Origin of the sequence: Bradyrhizobium sp. Mp27 (assembly GCF_029953005.1) — a bacterium.
GTDB lineage: Bacteria > Pseudomonadota > Alphaproteobacteria > Rhizobiales > Xanthobacteraceae > Bradyrhizobium > Bradyrhizobium barranii.
The window spans coordinates 12,158-30,890 of record NZ_JASAUS010000012.1 but is presented as its reverse complement, the minus strand read 5'-3'; the positions used below and the strand labels follow the sequence as shown (position 1 = coordinate 30,890).

The 18,733-nt window shown below is 64.2% G+C and carries 13 protein-coding genes; 6 read left to right on the top strand and 7 right to left on the bottom strand.

What is annotated here, in order from left to right:
- Window positions 1-17: 17 nt before the first annotated feature.
- Both QJT78_RS10165 and QJT78_RS10160 read right to left on the bottom strand, forming a co-directional pair.
- On the bottom strand, window positions 18-1,262 hold the full coding sequence (locus QJT78_RS10165; protein ID WP_028146979.1) for an efflux RND transporter periplasmic adaptor subunit: 1,245 nt from the start codon (window positions 1,260-1,262) through the stop codon (window positions 18-20).
- Between the two features lie 145 nt (window positions 1,263-1,407).
- The gene (locus QJT78_RS10160) at window positions 1,408-2,820 is read right to left on the bottom strand and encodes a CoA transferase (RefSeq protein ID WP_028146978.1); all 1,413 of its coding nucleotides are present in this window, start codon (window positions 2,818-2,820) and stop codon (window positions 1,408-1,410) included.
- Between the two features lie 117 nt (window positions 2,821-2,937).
- Between QJT78_RS10160 and QJT78_RS10155 the strand changes: the two genes are divergently transcribed.
- Window positions 2,938-3,225 (top strand): hypothetical protein, encoded by a 288-nt coding sequence (locus QJT78_RS10155; protein WP_028146977.1) that lies wholly within the window; start codon window positions 2,938-2,940, stop codon window positions 3,223-3,225.
- Window positions 3,226-3,487: 262 nt separating this feature from the next.
- Window positions 3,488-4,258, top strand: coding sequence for an SDR family oxidoreductase (locus QJT78_RS10150; protein WP_028146976.1), 771 nt, complete (start codon window positions 3,488-3,490; stop codon window positions 4,256-4,258).
- Window positions 4,259-4,564: 306 nt separating this feature from the next.
- On the opposite strand, the gene QJT78_RS10145 is transcribed toward QJT78_RS10150, so the two are convergent.
- From QJT78_RS10145 to QJT78_RS10130, 4 genes are all read right to left on the bottom strand, one after another.
- Complete coding sequence (locus QJT78_RS10145) at window positions 4,565-5,257, bottom strand: hypothetical protein (protein WP_028146975.1); 693 nt, start codon at window positions 5,255-5,257, stop codon at window positions 4,565-4,567.
- Between the two features lie 135 nt (window positions 5,258-5,392).
- Complete coding sequence (locus QJT78_RS10140) at window positions 5,393-8,767, bottom strand: error-prone DNA polymerase (RefSeq protein ID WP_028146974.1); 3,375 nt, start codon at window positions 8,765-8,767, stop codon at window positions 5,393-5,395.
- Window positions 8,764-10,350, bottom strand: coding sequence for a DNA polymerase Y family protein (locus QJT78_RS10135; RefSeq protein ID WP_049807505.1), 1,587 nt, complete (start codon window positions 10,348-10,350; stop codon window positions 8,764-8,766). The genes QJT78_RS10140 and QJT78_RS10135 overlap by 4 nt, the downstream gene beginning before the upstream one ends.
- Entirely contained in the window at window positions 10,253-11,053 is an 801-nt protein-coding gene (locus QJT78_RS10130) for a DNA repair protein (protein ID WP_028146972.1), read from the bottom strand. Before QJT78_RS10130 ends, QJT78_RS10135 begins: the two co-directional genes overlap by 98 nt.
- 163 nt (window positions 11,054-11,216) lie before the next feature.
- Between QJT78_RS10130 and QJT78_RS10125 the strand changes: the two genes are divergently transcribed.
- The 3 genes from QJT78_RS10125 (at window position 11,217) to QJT78_RS10115 (ending at window position 15,631) form a co-directional block, all read left to right on the top strand.
- Entirely contained in the window at window positions 11,217-12,452 is a 1,236-nt protein-coding gene (locus QJT78_RS10125) for a putative DNA modification/repair radical SAM protein (protein WP_028146971.1), read from the top strand.
- Window positions 12,452-13,894, top strand: a complete 1,443-nt coding sequence (locus QJT78_RS10120) for a UdgX family uracil-DNA binding protein (protein ID WP_028146970.1) — start codon at window positions 12,452-12,454, stop codon at window positions 13,892-13,894. The genes QJT78_RS10125 and QJT78_RS10120 overlap by 1 nt, the downstream gene beginning before the upstream one ends.
- 108 nt (window positions 13,895-14,002) lie before the next feature.
- Window positions 14,003-15,631: an inorganic phosphate transporter gene (locus tag QJT78_RS10115; protein WP_028146969.1), complete on the top strand. Its 1,629-nt coding sequence runs from the start codon at window positions 14,003-14,005 to the stop codon at window positions 15,629-15,631.
- Between the two features lie 76 nt (window positions 15,632-15,707).
- Here the strand turns inward: QJT78_RS10115 and QJT78_RS10110 are convergent, their stop codons facing one another.
- Window positions 15,708-16,880 carry a M20 aminoacylase family protein gene (locus QJT78_RS10110; RefSeq protein WP_028146968.1) on the bottom strand — a complete coding sequence of 391 codons (1,173 nt, stop codon included), beginning with the start codon at window positions 16,878-16,880 and terminating at the stop codon, window positions 15,708-15,710.
- 211 nt (window positions 16,881-17,091) lie between these two features.
- On the opposite strand from QJT78_RS10110, the gene QJT78_RS10105 reads away from it, so the two are divergent.
- The gene (locus QJT78_RS10105; protein ID WP_028146967.1) at window positions 17,092-18,711 is read left to right on the top strand and encodes a GMC family oxidoreductase N-terminal domain-containing protein; all 1,620 of its coding nucleotides are present in this window, start codon (window positions 17,092-17,094) and stop codon (window positions 18,709-18,711) included.
- Window positions 18,712-18,733 lie beyond the last annotated feature (22 nt).

The following is an 18,733-nucleotide window of genomic DNA, read 5'->3' as shown; positions in this document are numbered from 1 at the left end:
TTTTCTTGAGTCGTCGATCAGCTACCGGACGCCGCGCGGTCGATGAACAGGCTGCCCTTGGTGACGATCTGCTCGCCTGGCTTCAGATTGCTGGTAACCTCGACGAGATTGCCATTGATGAGGCCGGTCTTGATCTGGCGCAGCTCGACCGACTTGTCCTCGCGCGCGACCCAGATGCGGACCTTGTCGGCCTCGTAGATCAGCGCCTGCTTCGGCACCGCCGGCGCGGCACGATCGCCGGCCGAATAGATCGTGACGTTGGCGAACATTTCCGGCTTGAGCAGGCCGTCCTTGTTGTCGATGGTCGCGCGAACCAGCAGGCGGCGCGTGTTGGGATCGATGGCGGCGGCGACGTAGTTGATCTTGGCGGTCAGGGGGTGGCCCGGCAGCGCCATCACGTTGACGCTGATGTCCTGCCCGATGCACACCGCGGCCGCATCGCTCTCGCGCACGAAGGCGGTGAGCCAGACCGTGGAGAGGTCGCCGATCACGAACACCGGATCGCTTGCGCCGGAATTGACATACTGGCCCGGACCGATCTTGCGCTGCACGACGGTGCCGGAGATCGGCGAGTGGATCGTGATCTCCCGATCGATGACGCCCTTGTCCTGGAATGCCTTGATGGTCTCGTCGGTGAAGCCGAGGATGCGCAGCTTGTTGCGCGCGGCCTCCAGCGCCGTCGCCGAGGAGCGCATGTCGTTCTGCGCCTGGACCTGGTTCGCTTCGGCCTGCTGATAGTCCTTCAGCGGGATGGCGTGGCCCTCATAGAGGTCCTTGGCGCGCCTGAACTGGATGTCGGCAAGATCGATCGCAGACTTCGCCTTGTTCTGCGAGGTCATCGCCGCGATGAAATCGTTCTGGGCCTGCACGGTGTCGGCGGCCTCGATCGTGAACAGCGGTTGACCTTGCTTCAGCATCTCGCCCGGCTTGGCGAGCAGCTTGGTCACCCGGCCCGCATAGGGCGAGAACACCGGCGTCGAGCGATCCTCGTCGACCGCGACCTTACCCTCGGTGACATATTCGGCCCGGAAGGTCTTGGCCTTGACCGGCTCGATCGTCAGCGTCGCCCATTCGGACGGCGTCGGCGTGAAATTCTGCGCATTCCTGCGCGACTGGCTGGAGACCTCGGAGTGGCTCTTCTCCTTGGCCCCCACGCGCATGAAGCCATAGGCACCGACGCCAGCGAGTGCCAGTAAAACTACGGATGTGATCACCCGTTGTTTTGTAAACACCTGCAATCGCTTGGTATTTTCAACTACCATGGGGCCCGGTCAAGTCTGCGACGATCTCGGCAGACGCCTGCCTTATCGGTCGCGCTAATAGTGCTGAATTGGGATTTCAAACAACCTAAAAAACGCCAGCCACCTTTCCGTTTGCGTTAAAATATTGCATCGCGTCAGCTTCACGTCAGTTTCGCGCCGGCCATTGTGGCGGATGACTGCCGAGCGGCATCGCCGGGCGGCTCCATCCCGCCGGCGTGGACGACAGCAGCGCGGAATGGCGCACCGCCTTCAACGTGCCGAAGCCAGATGGCATGGGTTCGATGAATGCAGCATGTACGGCCTCGCCCGTAAGATCCGGGGTGTCCAGGCCGCCGTCGAGCCGGCCGAGATTCCACAGCCAGCGTCCGGTCTGCGCCAGCGATACGCGCACGTGCCAGCTCCCGCCCTCTCGGGCCTGGCGTGCCTTGGCCATCATCGCACCGAACGCCATCAGATAGCCGGTGGCATGGTCGAGCATCTGCGCCGGCAATTCCTTCGGACCGTCGATGCCGGCGGACTGCCCCTCGGCGTGGTTGAAGCCCGTCGTGGTCTGCACGAGTGAATCGAAACCGCGCCGCTCCGCCCAGGGGCCGGCATGGCCATAGGCCGACAGCGTGACATAGACGATGCCGGGATTGATGTTCGCCGCATCCTCCGGCGCGAACCCGAGGGCTGCAAGCGCGCGCGGACGATAGCCTTGCGAGAAGATGTCGGCGCCCTTCAACAGCTCGCGCAGCTGCGCCCTGCCCGCCTCGCTCTGCAGCTCGACCAGCGTGGTGAGCTTGCCGCGGCCGGTGTCGATGGTGAGCCAGGGAATGGCCGGCAGCTCCGGCCCCGAGACGAGCAGCACATCCGCGCCGTGCGCGGCGAGCGTGCGGCCGGCAACGGGGCCTGCGATGACGCGCGAGAGATCGAGCACGCGCAGGCCGGAAAGCGGACGATCGCCGTTCGACGATCCCTGCGGCCATGGCTTGGGCGGGGCCTCGCCGATCTTCTCGATCGAGACCAGCGGCAGTTCGGCGAGCGCGCGCGCCTGCGGCAGCGCGGACCATTCGTCGTAGGAGCGCATCAGGGCGACGACGCCGCCCGCGGCATAGGCCGCAGTTTCAAAATCCTCGCCCTTCCATTGCATCAACGCGGCCTGAACCTTGTCGCGCTCGGGCTCGCAACCGAGCACGTTGCAGACGGCGTCGCGATGATGCGGGAAATTGGTGTGGCAGCGGACGAAACGGTTGTCTCCGGTTTTGTAGACGCCGGCGATGGCGTCCCAGGCTGGCGGTGGCGGCTTGTCGTCGAGGCGCAAATAACGCTCTGAACGGCATTCGGCGACGGCGTGGCGCATGTCGACCGAGACGTCCTGCGTCTCACCGCTGCGCAGTCTCCAGATTTCGGCGGCGGCAAGGCCGGCGGCGGCGATCGTCGTCTGCCCGGCGACGGCGACGCGAAACGAGGACGGAATTTGCGGCTCGTCACCGGTCAGCCGCACGCGTTCGAGCGCGGAGCCGTCGCCGCCGGCCGAGGTCCAGATGTCATTGAGAATGCCGGCGGGGCTTTGCATGGCCGCTTCTCTCCCTTTCTATTGTTTGAGCATGAACTTTTTCGGAAAACCGCTGCGCACTTTTCCGGATCATGCTGTAGTTTTTTGCAACCATCCATTAGCACATGAAGGAATGCAATGGCCGCCATCGATCCCCTCACCGCAGGCGCCGTGTTCATCGCAACGGCGGCCACTGACGCGGTCTATGTCATGTTCACCTCGGCCGTGATTGCGCGCAAGCGCATGTCGGCCGCCAACTGGAGTGCGGTCTGGTACATGCTCTCCTCCTACGCCGTCATCAGCTACACCGAAAACGCCTTCTATGTCGCTTTCGCGGCGATCGGCTCCTGGGCCGGCGCCTACGCCTCGCTGACCTTCCTGCACCGCCCGCCGGGCGGCCCGCCGGTGGGGGCGGCACCGGAGTGAAGCAGAATTCTTAGGGTGGCCAAAGCGAGGCGTGCCCACCGCTTGCGTGCAAACTGAGGAATGGTGGGCACGGCGCTTATGCGCCTTTGCCCACCCTACGACCTCGTCATTGCGAGGAGCCTTTGCGACGAAGCAATCCAGACTGTTTCCGCGGATTCATTTCTGGATTGCTTCGCTACGCTCGCAATGACGATGTTGAGGCTTCTGCGTATCTCCTGAAACGGCTACACTCCCGGCGACCAACAAAAAGGAAAGCCAAACAATGGATCTCGGTCTCAAAGGCAAGAACGCCATCGTCCTCGGCGGCACGCGCGGCATCGGGCGGGCGATTGCGGCGACGCTGGCCGGTGAAGGCGCCAATGTCGCGGTTTGCGCGCGCAACGCGGATCAGGTTGCGGCGACCGTCACTGAACTCAAGGCAAGCGGAATCCGCGCCAGCGGCGGTCCGGTCGACGTCACCGACGGTGCGGCGCTGAAATCCTGGATCGAGACTGCTGCAAAGGAGCTCGGCGGCCTCGACCTGCTGTTCGCCAATGCCGGCGCGATGGCACAGGGCCATGATGCAGCGTCCTGGGAGCAGAACTTCCGGCTCGACGTGCTCGGCGCCGTGCATGCGTTCGACGCCGCGCGGCCGTTCCTCGAGGCCAGCGGCGAGAAAAGCGGCGATGCCGCCTTCGTCATCATCTCATCGATTTCGGCCGCGCAGGCCGATCTCGCCAGCTCCTACGGCCCGATCAAGGCGGCGCTGATCCACATGGCCAAGGGATTGGCGCGGCAACACGCAAAGAAGAAGATCCGCGTCAACGTGGTGTCGCCCGGCACGGTCTATTTCAAGGGCGGCGTCTGGAACATGATCGAGCAGAACATGCCGGAGCGCTACAACGATGCGATGAAGCGCAATCCGACGGGCCGCATAGCAACGCCGCAGGAGATCGCGAGCGCGGCGGTGTTTCTGGCAAGCCCGGTGTCGGGGTTCACCACGGGCTCCAATCTCGTCGTGGACGGCGCGATCTCGAACCGGGTGAATTTTTGAGACGAGCACACTGTCGTCGCCCGGCTTGACCGGGCGACCCAGTATTCCAGAGACGGCTCGGCTAGAGCCGAGGGGCCGCAGCGTACTGGATACCCCGCTTGCCGCCTACGCTAAAGCTTCGGCGGCCCTGGACGTCAGCCTCGGCGAAGCCTTGGCGTAGCCGGGTCGCGGGGTATGACACCGAGAGTGTGACACGGCCCGGCTCAACAAGCTCGTCATTGCGAGCGCAGCGAAACAATCCACAATCTTGCCGCAGATACAGTCTGGATTGCTTCGTCGCTTCGCTCCTCGCGGAGGCTCAGGCACTCATGGTGCGGGTACACGCGAACGCCGCCTGCGAATGAGCCACCTTGCAAATTGCACGAGCCAGTCCGGCACTTTCAAATAGCGCAATGTATCGATCTGACCCTGGTCTTCGCGGTCCCGAAAGCTCGCGTCGGAAAGGTAAGTCTGGTCGACTTTGCACCACTCCAATGTACGAACAATTTCTTCCTGCATGGGTCCGCTGCCAGGCAGCTTCTTGAGGAAGTTGAGCTCGCGTCGAAGACAGGTCGCTTCGATCCGATAGCGGCGCTTTTCTTCATAGATAATCCCCCATCCCTCCAATCGTGCATGGGTCGCTTCATGGACGATGGTTGAGGCAATCCGCGCAAGCGTCATTGTCTCGTTGAGAACGTAACGTTCATCGAGGGCGCAAGCGTTCAATGACTGATCATAGTGCGCCTGGGCGCTGGGGAGCAGGTGCACCCATATTCGGTCGAGATTGCGGGTGATACGGGAATAGTTGAGTGTGTCGTGGCGCTTGATGAGCTGGAGGGCCTCTTCCACACGGCGCAACGCCGGGTAAGGCTTGCTTTCGGTTGTCCCGATCCAAAGCCTATCGATCGTGCTGCCCTTGGATAACCAGAGACTCAGCCTATCGACGCGGGAGGGTCTTCGATCCGGCTTTACGGCGACGGCGAGGCCGCGCGATCGTTGCGGCGATTCCAGCTGCTGCAAACATCACCCCGTCATATCCAAATCGGGCACAACCAAGTATATAGGAACTTCGCTTTCAGGTTGCTTAGGGAGTTGATTCAAATCGTATTGATCGTTGGGCGGGATCAGCCGATCCCTGCGGTTGTTCATGCCTCCTCAATGAAAATCCCGCGATGGCGGCAGGATGCGGACGTTGCGGGGGTGGCGGATTTTTTGCGCCGGCATATCCGCCTGGGCCCGGGGATCGTCGTTGAGGGGCTCGATCAGGTCGGCGCCTGCCGGCACCGGATGCTTGCGGCTCAGCGCGTCGTTGGCGAGCCCGACCAGATCGTACGAGCGGTCGACCATGCGCTGGGCGATGAGATGCGTCACCTTTTCGGGGCTGCTCTGGATATAGCCCTCGACCAGGATGAGGCGCGCGCCCATCACCTCCTTGCGGTACTGCTCCATGATCTTGGGCCACACCACGACATTGGCGATGCCAGTCTCGTCCTCCAGCGTCATGAACACGACACCGCTGGCGCTGCCCGGCCGCTGCCGGACCAGCACCACGCCGGCGCAGCGGACGCGGCGCCGCTCGTTCTCATGGCTGATGTCCCTGCAGGCCACCACACGCTCGCGCGAAAACATCTCGCGTAAAAACTCCATCGGATGGCCCTTCAGCGATAGCCGGATGGTCTGGTAATCCGCGACCACCTGCTCGGCCCGCGGCATCTCCGGCAATGGTTTTGCGTGCTCGTCCGGCTGCTCGCGCGCGGTCGCGGCCTCGAACAGCGGCAGCGGCACGTCGTCGGGCAGCCGCCGCACCTGCCACAGCGCCTCGCGGCGGTCGAGGCCGAGCGAGCGGAAGGCGTCGGCATCCGCGAGCAGGATCAGCGCACGCTTGGGCAGCTTGGTGTCGCGGGCGAAGTCTTCGAGCGAGGTGAAGGGACCGCTGTTGCGGGCGTCGATGATCAGGTCGGCCCAGTCTTTCTGAGTGACATATACCTTGCCTTGCCGTTTCGCCTGCGCCTCTTTGAGCAACTCCTCATCGGGATCGAGCCAGTGAAAGCCGTCGATCTGACGGAAGCCGAGGCGCACGGCGCAGTATTTGCCGTCGGTGCTCTCCAGCGTGTTTTGCGCAAAGCTGTAGGATACGTCGATGTCGCGCACCTCGACGCCATTCTTGCGGGCGTCGCCGACGATCTGCGCCGGCGCGTAAAAGCCCATGGGCTGCGAGTTCAGCAGGCCGCAACAGAACGCATCGGGGTGATGATATTTCAGCCATGACGAGATGTAGACGAGCTGCGCGAAGCTCGCGGCGTGGCTCTCCGGGAAACCGTAGGAGCCAAAGCCCTTGATCTGGTCAAAGCAGCTTCTCGCAAAATTGGGATCGTAGCCGCGCGCGACCATGTTGCCGATCAGCTTCTCCTCGTATTGGCCGATGGTGCCGACATTGCGGAAGGTCGCCATCGAGCGGCGCAGGCCGTTAGCCTCTTCGGAGGTGAATTTTGCCGCCTCGATCGCGATGCGCATGGCTTGCTCCTGGAACAAGGGCACGCCTTTTGTCTTGTGCAGCACCTTGTAGAGCTCGTCCGCGGGACCGTGCTCGGGTGATGGCGAGGGATAACTCACCTTCTCCTGGCCGTTCCGCCGTCGCAGATACGGATGCACCATGTCGCCCTGGATCGGCCCGGGGCGTACGATCGCGACTTCGATGACGAGATCGTAGAAGGTCCGCGGCTTCAGGCGCGGCAGCATGTTCATCTGCGCGCGGCTCTCGACCTGGAACACGCCGAGCGACTCCCCGTCACACAGCATGTCGTAAACCTTGGGATCGTCCTGCGGGACGCTCGCCAGCACCCAGCGTTCGCCCTTGTGGTGGTCGATCAAATCAAAACATTTCCGGATGCAGGTCAGCATCCCCAGCGCAAGCACGTCGACCTTCATCATGTTGAGTGCGTCGACGTCGTCCTTGTCCCATTCGATGAAGGTGCGGTCGTCCATCGCGGCATTGCCGATCGGCACATAGGTGTCGAGCCGGTCCTGCGTCAGCACATAGCCGCCGACATGCTGGGAGAGATGGCGCGGGAATTCGATCAGCTCGGTCGCGAGCTCTACCGCGAGGTTGATCATGGGATTGCTGGGATCGAGCCCGGCCTGCCTGACCTGCATGTCGTTGAGGCCCTTGCCCCAGCTGCCCCAGACGGTGTCGGCAAGCGCGGCAGTGACGTCCTCGGTCAGGCCCAGCGCCTTGCCGACGTCGCGGATGGCGCTGCGCGGGCGGTAATGGATGACGGTGGCGATGATCGCGGCGCGGTGGCGGCCGTAGCGGCGATAGACATATTGCATCACCTCCTCGCGCCGAGAATGCTCGAAATCGACGTCGATGTCAGGCGGCTCCAGCCGCTCCTTGGAGATGAAGCGCTCGAACAGGAGATCGACGCTGGTCGGATTAACGGAGGTGATGCCGAGCACGTAGCAGACCGCTGAGTTCGCCGCCGATCCCCGCCCCTGGCACAGGATGTTCTGGCTGCGCGCATAATGCACGATGTCGTGCACGGTGAGGAAGTAGTGCGCGTATTTCAGCTCTGCGATCAGCGCGAGCTCTTTCTTCAGGGTCGCGCGAAGCTTGTCATCGATGTTGCCGCCGAAATATGTCTGCACGCCCGCCCAGGTCAGATCCTCCAGATGCCCTTGTGCGGTCTTGCCTCGCGGCACCGGCTCGTCCGGATACTGGTATTTGAGCTGGTCGAGCGTGAAATCGATCTTGCCCGCAAAGCGCATGGTCTCCGCGATCGCCTCGGGAAAATCGCGGAACAGCCGCGACATTTCGCGTGGCGTCTTCAGGAAGCGCTCGGCATTGGCTTCGAGCTTCCGTCCGACCGCCTCGATCGTGGTCTTTTCCCGGATGCAGGTCAGCACGTCCTGGAGCGGACGGCGGCCGGGGTGGTGATAGAGCACCTCGTTGGTCGCGAGCAGCGGCACGTTTGCTTTGGCGGCGAGATCATCGAGCCGCGCCAGGCGGCGGCGGTCGTCGCCGCGATAGACCAGGCTCGCCGCCAGCCACACGCCCTCGGCGCGGCTGTCCTTAAGCTTGGCGAGAACATCCAGCGCCTGCGCGGGCTCGAAGCGATGCGGCAGCGTCAGGACCAGGAGCTGGCCTTCCGCAAACTCAAGAAGATCACCGAAGGTGAGACGGCATTCGCCCTTCTCGATCCGCGTGATGTCGTCGCCGCGCTTGCCTCTGGTGAGGAGCTGACACAGCCGGCCATAGACGGCGCGGTCGCGCGGATAGACCAAAATGTCGGGCGTACCGTCGATGAAGACGATGCGCGCGCCGATCAGCAATTTCGGCTTGTGCAGCACCTTGTCATTGTCGAGCTCCTTGTAGGCGCGCACCACGCCGGCGAGCGTGTTGTGGTCGGCAATGCCGATCACGGGAATGCCGAGGATGCTCGCCTGATGCACATAGGCGCGCGGATCCGAGCCGCCGCGCAGGAAGGAGAAATTGGTGGTGATGCCGATCTCGGCATAAGCGGGCGTGGTCATGCGAAGAGGCCGTGCACATACCAGTTGGGGGGAATGGGTTTGCCTTCGTCGTCGAACACCTCTCCTTCGTAAAGACCGTCGCGGAAGATCCAGAAGCGCAGGCCTTCGGCGTCCTCGATACGGAAATAATCCCGCGTCAATTGCTTGCCGTCCTGCCGCCACCATTCCATCGCGATACGTTCAGGCCCTTCCACCCGCACCACCGCATGCAGCGCGCGTCGCCAGGTGAATTGATGCGGCGGGCCGTCCGGCACGGTCGCGAACGGCACCTTGATCGGTTCCGGTCTGTCGAACAGCCGCAGGGGGCGCAGTGGCGGCTCGCTCTCGGCGCGCGCCGGCCATTCGGCCTGCATGGCCACAGCGAGATGGTGCTGGGCAGGCGCGGCCAGCACCGCACATTCCGGGATATGGGTGTCTTGCGGCAAATGCACGACGACGCGCTTTCCGCCGATGCGCGCGGCGATGCGGTCGATCAGCGCGGCGAGTTCGTCATTGTCGTGGACATGGGCGTCGAGATCGCGCTGCTCCTGCACCACGATCTCGGTGCGGCTTGCCGACAGCCGCACCATGTCGAAACCGAAGCCGGGATCCAGCGGATCGGCGAGCGCATCGAGGCGTTCACGAAACAGCCGGTCGATGACTTTGCTTTGCGTCACCGGCCGCCCGGTCTCGACCATGATCGCGCGCACCACGCCATCGGTGCGAAAGAAGGCGGCTTCCAAGCGCCGCGCGCCCTTGCCCTGCTTTTCCATGGACGCGATCAACGTATCGGCGAGCCGCGACAGCGTCATCGCGATCATGGTGTCGGTGGCGATCGGTTCGGCAAAGCGCTTCTCCACGATGTAATCCGGCAGCGGTTTGCGCGGATTGATCGGGGCATCGCCATGCCCCTGCGCATGCGCGAGCAGCGTCGAGAACCGCGCGCCGAACCGCGCCGTGATCTCATGCGGCTCGCGCGAGGCGACATCGCCGATGGTTTTCAGGCCGGCGCGGCGCAGACCAGTGGTGATGGCCTCGCCCGCACCGAGCGCGGATACCGGCAGCCGGCTGATCGCCGCCGCCTCCCCGCCATCGGCGACGATGGTGCCGGAGGCCTGCCGCGTCAGCGTGCGCGCACAGACCGAGGTGCCGGCGATCGCCGCGCTGACGGCAAAACCCTGACAGGCGAGCGCGCGGACGAAGGTCTGCAACAATGCAGCCTCGCCGCCGAACAGATGCGCGCAGCCGGTGATGTCCAGAAACAGCCCGTGCGGCGGATCGAGCGCCACCAGCGGCGTGAAGCGGTCGCACCAGTCGGCGACGTCGCTGAGCGTCTTCGCATCGGCCACGACATCGGCGTCGAACACTTTCAAGTCCGGACACATCGCCCGTGCATTGGCCAGGGGCTGGCCGATGTGCAAGCCGAGGCGCTCGGCGGCTTCATTGAGCGCATGGATCACCAGCGCATTGTTGTCCTTGATGACAACGATGCTCGGATCATTGGCCTTACCCAGCGCGCCGAAGAACCGCTGAATCCGATCGATGGGCAGGCGTGGCAGCCACAGGCTGAGGATACGCCGACGGTTCAGAGAACTGGCACTCATCACATTTCCATTCCATGATCCACCGGCCGCACGGGCCATGACGATTGCGCAACAGCTCCGCATCGAAGCGCGGCGCGCCCCAGGAGCTCCAAGGCGCCGCAGGCATTGAAGCCGGGCCCGGCGGCGAATGCGCCGCGCGCAGCATCCATCGCGTCTCCGCGGTCGAGGGCAGCGGCGGCGCCGCCATCCGCAACATCAGGCCGGTGACACCGGACGATTGCGCGGCCAGCGTCAGCTTGCGGCTCGCCACGAGATCGAATTGCCGCGTCTCACCCCAGAGCTCGAGCACGACGGCGCCAAGCGCGTCGCAGGCGAGCGCATCGGCCGAGGTCCGCAACGCGCTCTCGGCATCGGCGGCGCGCACCATCACCACGCGGCGCGGATCGAGACCGATCTCGGCAAGCCCGCTCATCGACAGCGCGCCGGTCTCGAGTTCCGAAAAATCCTGCCGCACCCACAGCAGCGGCCGGCGCCGCGAGACACGCCCCGCAAGTCCCATGACAAAACCCGTCGCGGCGGTTCCCTGCCGGCCCTCGCAAAACACCTCGTGGATCACCGCGCGCGCGAGCCCGCCCTTCAGCGCGCTGTCGACCTCGCCGTGGCCGAGCGCGACGCGATCGTGCTGATGCACGACCTCCGCCGTCTCGATGCGCTCGATCTGGCCGCGCAAGGTCGCAAGCGCGTTCATCCGTGCGCCGCTCATATACGCCGCTCCTTCAGAGGTGATTGCCGAGGTTCTCAAAAATAAGAACCTGCGGCTGGCTCATTTGTTCATGATATGTTCTAATATAAAGCTAACAGCGGCCGGGGAGTCAATCGAATTGGTGCTCATCCGGATTCGTAAGCTGAATCAAAGGGATTCCACGATGGACGTACAACGCAAGCTGGAGATTCTGGCTGATGCCGCCAAATACGACGCGTCGTGCGCCTCCAGCGGCACCGAGAAGCGGGATTCCAGCGACGGCAAGGGCATGGGCTCGACCGCGCCGGGCATGGGCATCTGCCATTCCTACGCGCCGGACGGACGCTGCATCTCGCTGCTCAAAGTGCTCCTGACCAATGCCTGCAATTACGACTGCCTTTATTGCGTCAACCGCGCCTCTTCCAACGTGCCGCGTGCCCGATTCACCATCGACGAGGTGGTCAAGCTCACGCTCGACTTCTACCGGCGCAATTACATCGAGGGCCTGTTTCTCTCCTCCGGCATCATCCGCAGTCCCGACTACACCATGGAGCAGGTGGTCAGCGTCGCGCGAAAGCTGCGCGAGGAGCATCACTTCCGCGGCTACATCCATCTCAAGACCATTCCCGAGGCCGACGACGCGCTGATCGCGGAAGCCGGCAAATATGCCGACCGTCTCTCCATCAACATCGAGATGCCCCAGGAGACGAGCCTGCAGCAATACGCACCGGAAAAGGATGTGCGCGCGATCCGCCGCACCATGGGCCGGCTGCGGCTGAAACTCGACGAGGCCGAGGAAAACCGCAGCACAAAGACGAAGGCGAGGCCGCAGCGTTTTGCACCGGCCGGACAGAGCACGCAGATGATCGTCGGCGCCGACGCGGCCTCCGATCACACCATCCTGCACACCAGTGCCAATCTCTACGGCTCATACCGGCTGCGGCGCGTCTACTACTCCGCCTTCAGCCCGATCCCCGATGCCAGCCACGCTTTGCCTCTGGTACAGCCGCCGCTGCTGCGCGAGCACCGGCTTTACCAGGCCGACTGGCTGATGCGGTTCTACGGTTTCGACGTTGCGGAGATCGTCGACGACAGCGCGATGCTGCCGCTCGACATCGATCCGAAGCTCGCCTGGGCGCTGCGCCATCGCGACCGCTTCCCGCTCGACGTCAACCGCGCCAGCCGCGAGGAGCTGTTGCGCGTGCCCGGCTTCGGCACCAAGGCGGTCGAACGCATCATCGCGACACGGCGCACCACCACGATCCGCCTCTCCGATCTCGCGCGGCTGCATGTGCCCCGCAACAAGGCGCTGCCTTTCATCGTCCTCAGCGATCACCGGCCCGCGCCGCAACGCCTCGACGAGGCGCGGCTGATCGAACGGTTCAAGCCGAAGGCGACACAACTGGGGTTTGGCTTCTGATGCAGTACATCACCCTCGACACCGAAACCGATTTCGACGGCTGGCGCAAAGCCGCGCGGTCGCTCGTGCTGCATCATGTGCAGCCAACCGATGTCATCTGGACCGTACAAGGCGGCGAAGCCGAGTTGTTCGCACCGCCCTCCCCGTCTCCGATACTTGAGGTGAATGATGGCACCTTCAATGTGTCGGCAAAATTCGTCGAGCTCGCCAAGGCCGCGATCCTGCATCGTGATCCCGAGCGCTTTGCGATCCTCTATCGCCTGCTCTGGCGATTGAAGGACAATCACGATCTCATCGAGGTCGCGACCGATCCCGATGTCGCGCAGGTCACGGCGATGGCACGAGCGGTTCATCGCGACGAGCACAAGATGCATGCCTTCGTGCGCTTCCGCGAGATCGGACGCGAGCGCGCAGCGCATTACGTCGCCTGGTTCGAGCCGGAGCATCACATCGTCGAGCTTGCCGCGCCGTTCTTCGCCAAGCGCTTCGCCGACATGCCCTGGTCGATCCTGACACCCGATCTGTGTGCGCATTGGGATGGCCACGCGCTCTCGTTCACGTCGGGCGTGAGCAAGAGCGAAGCACCCGGCGAAGACCGGCTGGAGGAAACCTGGCGGCGCTACTACGCCAGCATCTTCAATCCGGCGCGGCTGAAGGTGAAGGCAATGCAGACGGAGATGCCAAAGAAATACTGGAGGAACCTGCCCGAGGCGTCGATCATTAAGCCCTTGATCGAGGACGCCGAGCGCATGACCGGCGCCATGATCGCCAATGCCGCAACCGATCCGCACAAGCCCCAGAAGCGGCCGGAGGCTCCGATGCCACGCAAGCTGGCTGCCGACGATCTCGAAGCGCTCCGCGAGGAGGCCGCGCACTGCCGCGCCTGCCCGCTCTACAAGGACGCGACGCAGACCGTGTTCGGCGAGGGCCCGAAAGATGCGACCATCATGCTGGTCGGCGAGCAGCCCGGCGACAAGGAAGACCTCGCCGGCCATCCGTTCGTCGGCCCGGCCGGCCAGATGCTCGATCGGGCGCTTCAGGAAGCCGGCGTCGACCGCAACAAGGTCTACGTCACCAACGCGGTCAAGCACTTCAAATTCGTGCCGCGCGGAAAGATCCGTCTGCACCAGAAGCCGGCAACGCCGGAGATCCGGGCGTGCCGGCAATGGTACGAGCGGGAAGTTTCGGCAATCCAGCCCGAGCTCATCGTGGCGATGGGCGCCACTGCCGCGCAAAGCGTGTTGGGCAAGATCACCCCGATCGGCAAGACCCGTGGCCGGCTCATAGATCTGCCCGAGGGACGCAAGGCACTGGTGACGGTGCACCCGTCCTATCTGCTGCGACTCCCCGATCCGGAAGCCAAAGTGCTGGAATATCAGCGCTTTGTCGAAGACCTGAAGATTGCCGCCGGCTTGCAGAAGAAAGCCCCGCGCGCCGCCTAAATACTGGCAAATACTGGAGGGAAAGCGACTTTACGACGCAGTTGTCATCCAGCCTTCAAATCCATCGCGGACAATAGCCCCTTCAAATTAGTTAAGGGGCGTCCAAAAATGACAGATGTTGCATTCGACCGTGCGGTAGGCGATCCGACGCCTGTCCAGCCGGCATCCAGGCCCAATCTCGACAAGGGTTTTAACCCGCTCACGATGATCTTGTTCTTCGGCATCCTTGCCGCAGGCCTGCTGTTCGTCGCCTACAGCATCTATGTCGACGTCAACGCGACCGGCACGAAGGTGACGACCTTCCTGCCCTACATTCTCCTGTTCGTCGCGCTGCTGATCGCGCTCGGCTTCGAATTCGTCAACGGCTTCCACGACACCGCCAACGCGGTGGCGACCGTGATCTACACCCATTCGCTGCCGGCCGAATTCGCGGTAATGTGGTCGGGCTTCTTCAACTTCCTCGGCGTGCTGCTCTCCTCCGGCGCGGTCGCCTTCGGCATCGTCTCGCTGCTGCCGGTCGAGCTGATCCTCCAGGTCGGCTCCAGCGCCGGCTTCGCGATGGTGTTCGCACTGCTGATCGCCGCGATCATCTGGAACCTCGGTACCTGGTATTTCGGCCTGCCCGCCTCCTCCTCGCACACGCTGATCGGCTCGATCATCGGCGTCGGCATTGCCAACGCCGTGATGCGCGGCCGCGACGGCACCTCGGGCGTCGACTGGAGCAAGGCCACCGAGATCGGCTACGCGCTCCTGCTGTCGCCGCTGTTCGGCTTCATCTGCGCCGCCGTGCTGCTGCTGCTGCTCAAGTTCATCGTGCGCAACCCCGCCCTGTACGCCGCGCCCGAAGGCAACAAGGCGCCGCCGCTCTGGATCCGCGGCCTGCTGATCGCAACCTGCACCGGCGTCAGCTTCGCCCACGGCTCGAACGACGGCCAGAAGGGCATGGGCCTGATCATGCTGATCCTGATCGGCACCGTGCCGACGGCCTACGCGCTCAACCGCGCGCTGCCGGAGAGCCAGGTCGCCCAGTTCCAGAAGGTCTCGGAGGCCGCCTCCAAGGTGATCGCGGCCAAGGGCGCTGGTCACTCGATCATCGGCGATCCCCGTCCTGCGGTGACGCAGTACATCACCTCGCACCACATCAGCGAAGGCACCTACCCCTCGCTGTCGGTGCTGGTGAAGGATGTCGGCGACCAGGTCGCGAAATACGGCTCGCTCAACAAGGTACCGGCGGAAGTGGTCGGCAACACCCGTAACGACATGTACCTGACCTCGGAAGCGATCCGCTTCCTGATGAAGGACAAGGAAAACGACCTCAACAAGGAAGAGGTCGCAACCTTGAACGCCTACAAGGGCGGGCTCGATAGCGCCACCAAGTTCATCCCGACCTGGGTGAAGGTGGCGGTCGCGATCGCGCTCGGTCTCGGCACCATGGTCGGCTGGAAGCGCATCGTCGTCACGGTCGGTGAGAAGATCGGCAAGACCCATCTCACCTACGCGCAGGGCGCCTCGGCCGAGCTCGTCGCCGCCGCCACGATCGGCGCCGCCGACGTGTTCGGCCTGCCGGTCTCGACCACACACGTGCTGTCGTCGGGTGTCGCCGGCACCATGGCCGCGAACGGCTCGGGCCTGCAGATGGCGACCATCCGCAATCTGCTGATGGCCTGGGTGCTGACGCTGCCCTGCGCGATCGCGCTGTCGGCCACGCTGTATGTGATCTTCTCGCGGATCTTCTAAAGCCGATCACGCGCCTCAAAGACAAAGGGCCCGTGCGATGCACGGGCCCTTTTCGTTTGTGCTTCGGGGTTCGGCGTTAAGACGCCGCGAGCGACTCCTCGACCAGCTTGACCCAATAGGACGTGCCGAACACGATCGCCTCGTCGTTGAAATTGTAGGCGGGGTGATGCAGGCCGGCGCTGTCGCCGTTGCCGCAGAAGATGAACGCGCCGGGCCGCGCTTCCAGCATGTAGGCGAAATCCTCGCCGCCCATCAGCGGCGGCATCTCGTGCACATTGGCCTCGCCGGCAACGTTCCTGGCGATGCGCCGCGCCACCTCGGTCTCCGCGGCGTGGTTGTTCACGACAGGGTAGTTGCGCTTGTAGTGCAGGTCGATCTTGGCGCCGGTGATCTGTGCGACGCCCGCCACCACTTCGTGCACGCGCTTCTCGACCAGCTTGCGCACCTCCGGCGATAACGTGCGGATGGTGCCCCTCAGCGTCGCAGTCTGCGGAATGACGTTACGGGCGTTGCCGGCGTGGAATTCGCAGATCGAGATCACGGCCGATTCCAGGGGATCGACGCTGCGGGCGACGATCGACTGCAGCGCGGTGATCAACTGCGCGCCGACCAGCACGGAATCGACGCATTTGTGCGGACGCGCGGCGTGGCCGCCGAGGCCCTCGATCATGATGTCGACCTCGTCGGTCGCCGCCATGATCGGGCCCGGCCGGATCGCGAACGAGCCGATCGGAATGCCCGGGCCGTTGTGCATGCCGTAGACCTGCTCGATGCCGAAACGCTCCATCAGGCCGTCCTTGACCATGGCTGCGCCGCCGGCGCCGCCCTCCTCGGCCGGCTGGAAGATCACCACAGCATCGCCGGCGAAGTTACGGGTCTCGGCGAGGTAGCGGGCCGCACCGAGCAGCATCGCGGTGTGGCCGTCATGGCCACAGGCGTGCATCTTGCCCGGAGTCTTGGAGGCGTAAGGCAGGTTGGTCTGCTCGTCGACGGGCAGCGCGTCCATGTCGGCACGCATGCCGATCACCTTGAGCCCCTCGCCGGCCGGCTTGCTGCCCTTGATCACGCCGACCACGCCGGTCTGCCCGAGGCCAGTCACGACCTCGTCGCAGCCGAACTCGCGCAGCCGGTCCGCAACGAATGCTGCAGTGCGGTGGACGTCGTACAGCAGCTCCGGATGCTGGTGGATGTCCCGGCGCCAGGCCTGAATATCGGGTTGGAGGTCGGCGACGCGGTTCACGATGGGCATGGAAGGTCTCAAGCCTTGTTGGGAATACAGGACTGTTTACCATGCAAGCACCAGTCCACCTAACTCCCGCGGATCGAGGGTCCCCTGTGCTCTCGACATGGCCGGGCCTGCCACCAGCTTGTCTTGGCCATCCACGTCTGACTATTAGGACGGAAAGCGCGTGGATGCCCCGGACAAGCCCGGGCATGACGCCTGTTTGGGTGGAAGCAGAATGCCGAGGCGCCTCGAAGGTGAGTTTGACTACATTGTCGTCGGGGCCGGCACCGCCGGCTGCGTCATTGCCAACCGCCTCTCGGCCGTATCAGGGAACCGCGTCCTCATCCTCGAAGCCGGCGGCGACGACAACTGGATCTGGTTCCACATTCCGGTCGGCTATCTCTTCGCGATCGGCAATCCGCGCTCGGACTGGATGTTCAAGACCGAGGCCGAGCCGGGCCTGAACGGCCGCTCGCTGGCCTATCCCCGCGGCAAGGTGATCGGCGGCTCTTCGGCGATCAACGCCATGATCTCGATGCGCGGACAGGCCGCCGATTACGACCACTGGCGCCAGCTCGGCATGACCGGCTGGGGCTATGACGACGTGCTGCCGCTGTTCAAGCGGCTCGAGGATCATTTCCTCGGCGCGAGCGAACATCACGGCACCGGCGGCGGCTGGCGCATCGAGGCGCCGCGGCTGTCGTGGGCTGTTCTCGACGCCGTCGGCGACGCCGCCGAGGAGATGGGCATCAAGCGTATTCCGGATTTCAACACCGGTGACAACGAAGGCACCAGCTATTTCCACGTCAACCAGAAGCGCGGCCGGCGCTGGTCGTCGGCGCGCGGCTTCCTCAAGCCGGCGCTGAACCGTCCCAACCTGCGGCTCGAGAAGAACGTGCTGGTCGACCGTCTCATCATCGAGCAGGGCCGCGCCGTCGGCGTGCGCTTCATCCAGAACGGCGAGATCATCGAGGCGCGCGCCAAGCGCGAAGTGATCCTCTCGGCAGGCTCCATAGGCTCGGTGCAGGTGCTGCATCGCTCCGGCATCGGCCCCGCCGACTGGCTGTCGCCGCTCGGCATCGACATCGTGATGGACAAGCCCGGAATCGGCCGCAACCTTCAGGACCATCTCCAGCAGCGCGCGATCTACAAGGTCGAGGGCGTGCGCACGCTGAACGAGACCTACTACAATTTGTTCCGCCGTGGCCTGATGGGACTCGACTACGCCTTCCGCCGCCGCGGACCGCTGACCATGGCGCCGTCGCAGCTCGGCATCTTCACGCGCTCCGACGCGACGCGCGCACGCGCCAACATCCAGTTCCACGTGCAGCCGTTGTCCCTCGACAAGTTCGGCGATCCCCTGCACCGCTTCCCCGCGATCACGGTGAGCGCCTGCAATCTGCAGCCGACCTCGCGCGGCACGGTGCGGCTGCGCTCGGCGAGCCCGGACGAGAAGCCGATCATCGCGCCGAACTATCTGTCGACCGACGACGATCGCCAGGTCGGCGCCGACGCCATCCGCACCACCCGCCGCCTGATGCAGCAGAAGGCGCTCGCCAAATATCGCCCGAGCGAATATCTGCCCGGTCCCACCGTCGGCGATGACGATGCCTCGCTCGCCAAGGCCGCCGGCGACATCGGCACCACCATCTTCCATCCCGTCGGCACCGCGAAGATGGGCGCCGCGAATGATCCGATGGCGGTGGTGGACGAGCGGCTGCGCTTCTACGGCCTGAGCGGCCTACGCATCGTCGATGCCTCGATCATGCCGACCATCACCTCGGGCAACACCAACACGCCGACCGCGATGATCGCCGAGAAAGGCGCGAGCATGATCCTGGAGGATGCGAAGTAAACGAACCCCGTAGCCCGGATGG

Excerpts from the sequence above, each read along its gene's own strand:
- QJT78_RS10165 (WP_028146979.1), bottom strand. The coding sequence starts at position 1,262 with ATGGTAGTTGAAAATACCAAGCGATTGCAGGTGTTTACAAAACAACGG.
- QJT78_RS10160 (WP_028146978.1), bottom strand. The coding sequence starts at position 2,820 with ATGCAAAGCCCCGCCGGCATTCTCAATGACATCTGGACCTCGGCCGGC.
- QJT78_RS10155 (WP_028146977.1), top strand. The coding sequence starts at position 2,938 with ATGGCCGCCATCGATCCCCTCACCGCAGGCGCCGTGTTCATCGCAACG.
- QJT78_RS10150 (WP_028146976.1), top strand. The coding sequence starts at position 3,488 with ATGGATCTCGGTCTCAAAGGCAAGAACGCCATCGTCCTCGGCGGCACG.
- QJT78_RS10140 (WP_028146974.1), bottom strand. The coding sequence starts at position 8,767 with ATGACCACGCCCGCTTATGCCGAGATCGGCATCACCACCAATTTCTCC.
- QJT78_RS10135 (WP_049807505.1), bottom strand. The coding sequence starts at position 10,350 with ATGAGTGCCAGTTCTCTGAACCGTCGGCGTATCCTCAGCCTGTGGCTG.
- QJT78_RS10130 (WP_028146972.1), bottom strand. The coding sequence starts at position 11,053 with ATGAGCGGCGCACGGATGAACGCGCTTGCGACCTTGCGCGGCCAGATC.
- QJT78_RS10125 (WP_028146971.1), top strand. The coding sequence starts at position 11,217 with ATGGACGTACAACGCAAGCTGGAGATTCTGGCTGATGCCGCCAAATAC.
- QJT78_RS10120 (WP_028146970.1), top strand. The coding sequence starts at position 12,452 with ATGCAGTACATCACCCTCGACACCGAAACCGATTTCGACGGCTGGCGC.
- QJT78_RS10115 (WP_028146969.1), top strand. The coding sequence starts at position 14,003 with ATGACAGATGTTGCATTCGACCGTGCGGTAGGCGATCCGACGCCTGTC.
- QJT78_RS10110 (WP_028146968.1), bottom strand. The coding sequence starts at position 16,880 with ATGCCCATCGTGAACCGCGTCGCCGACCTCCAACCCGATATTCAGGCC.
- QJT78_RS10105 (WP_028146967.1), top strand. The coding sequence starts at position 17,092 with ATGCCGAGGCGCCTCGAAGGTGAGTTTGACTACATTGTCGTCGGGGCC.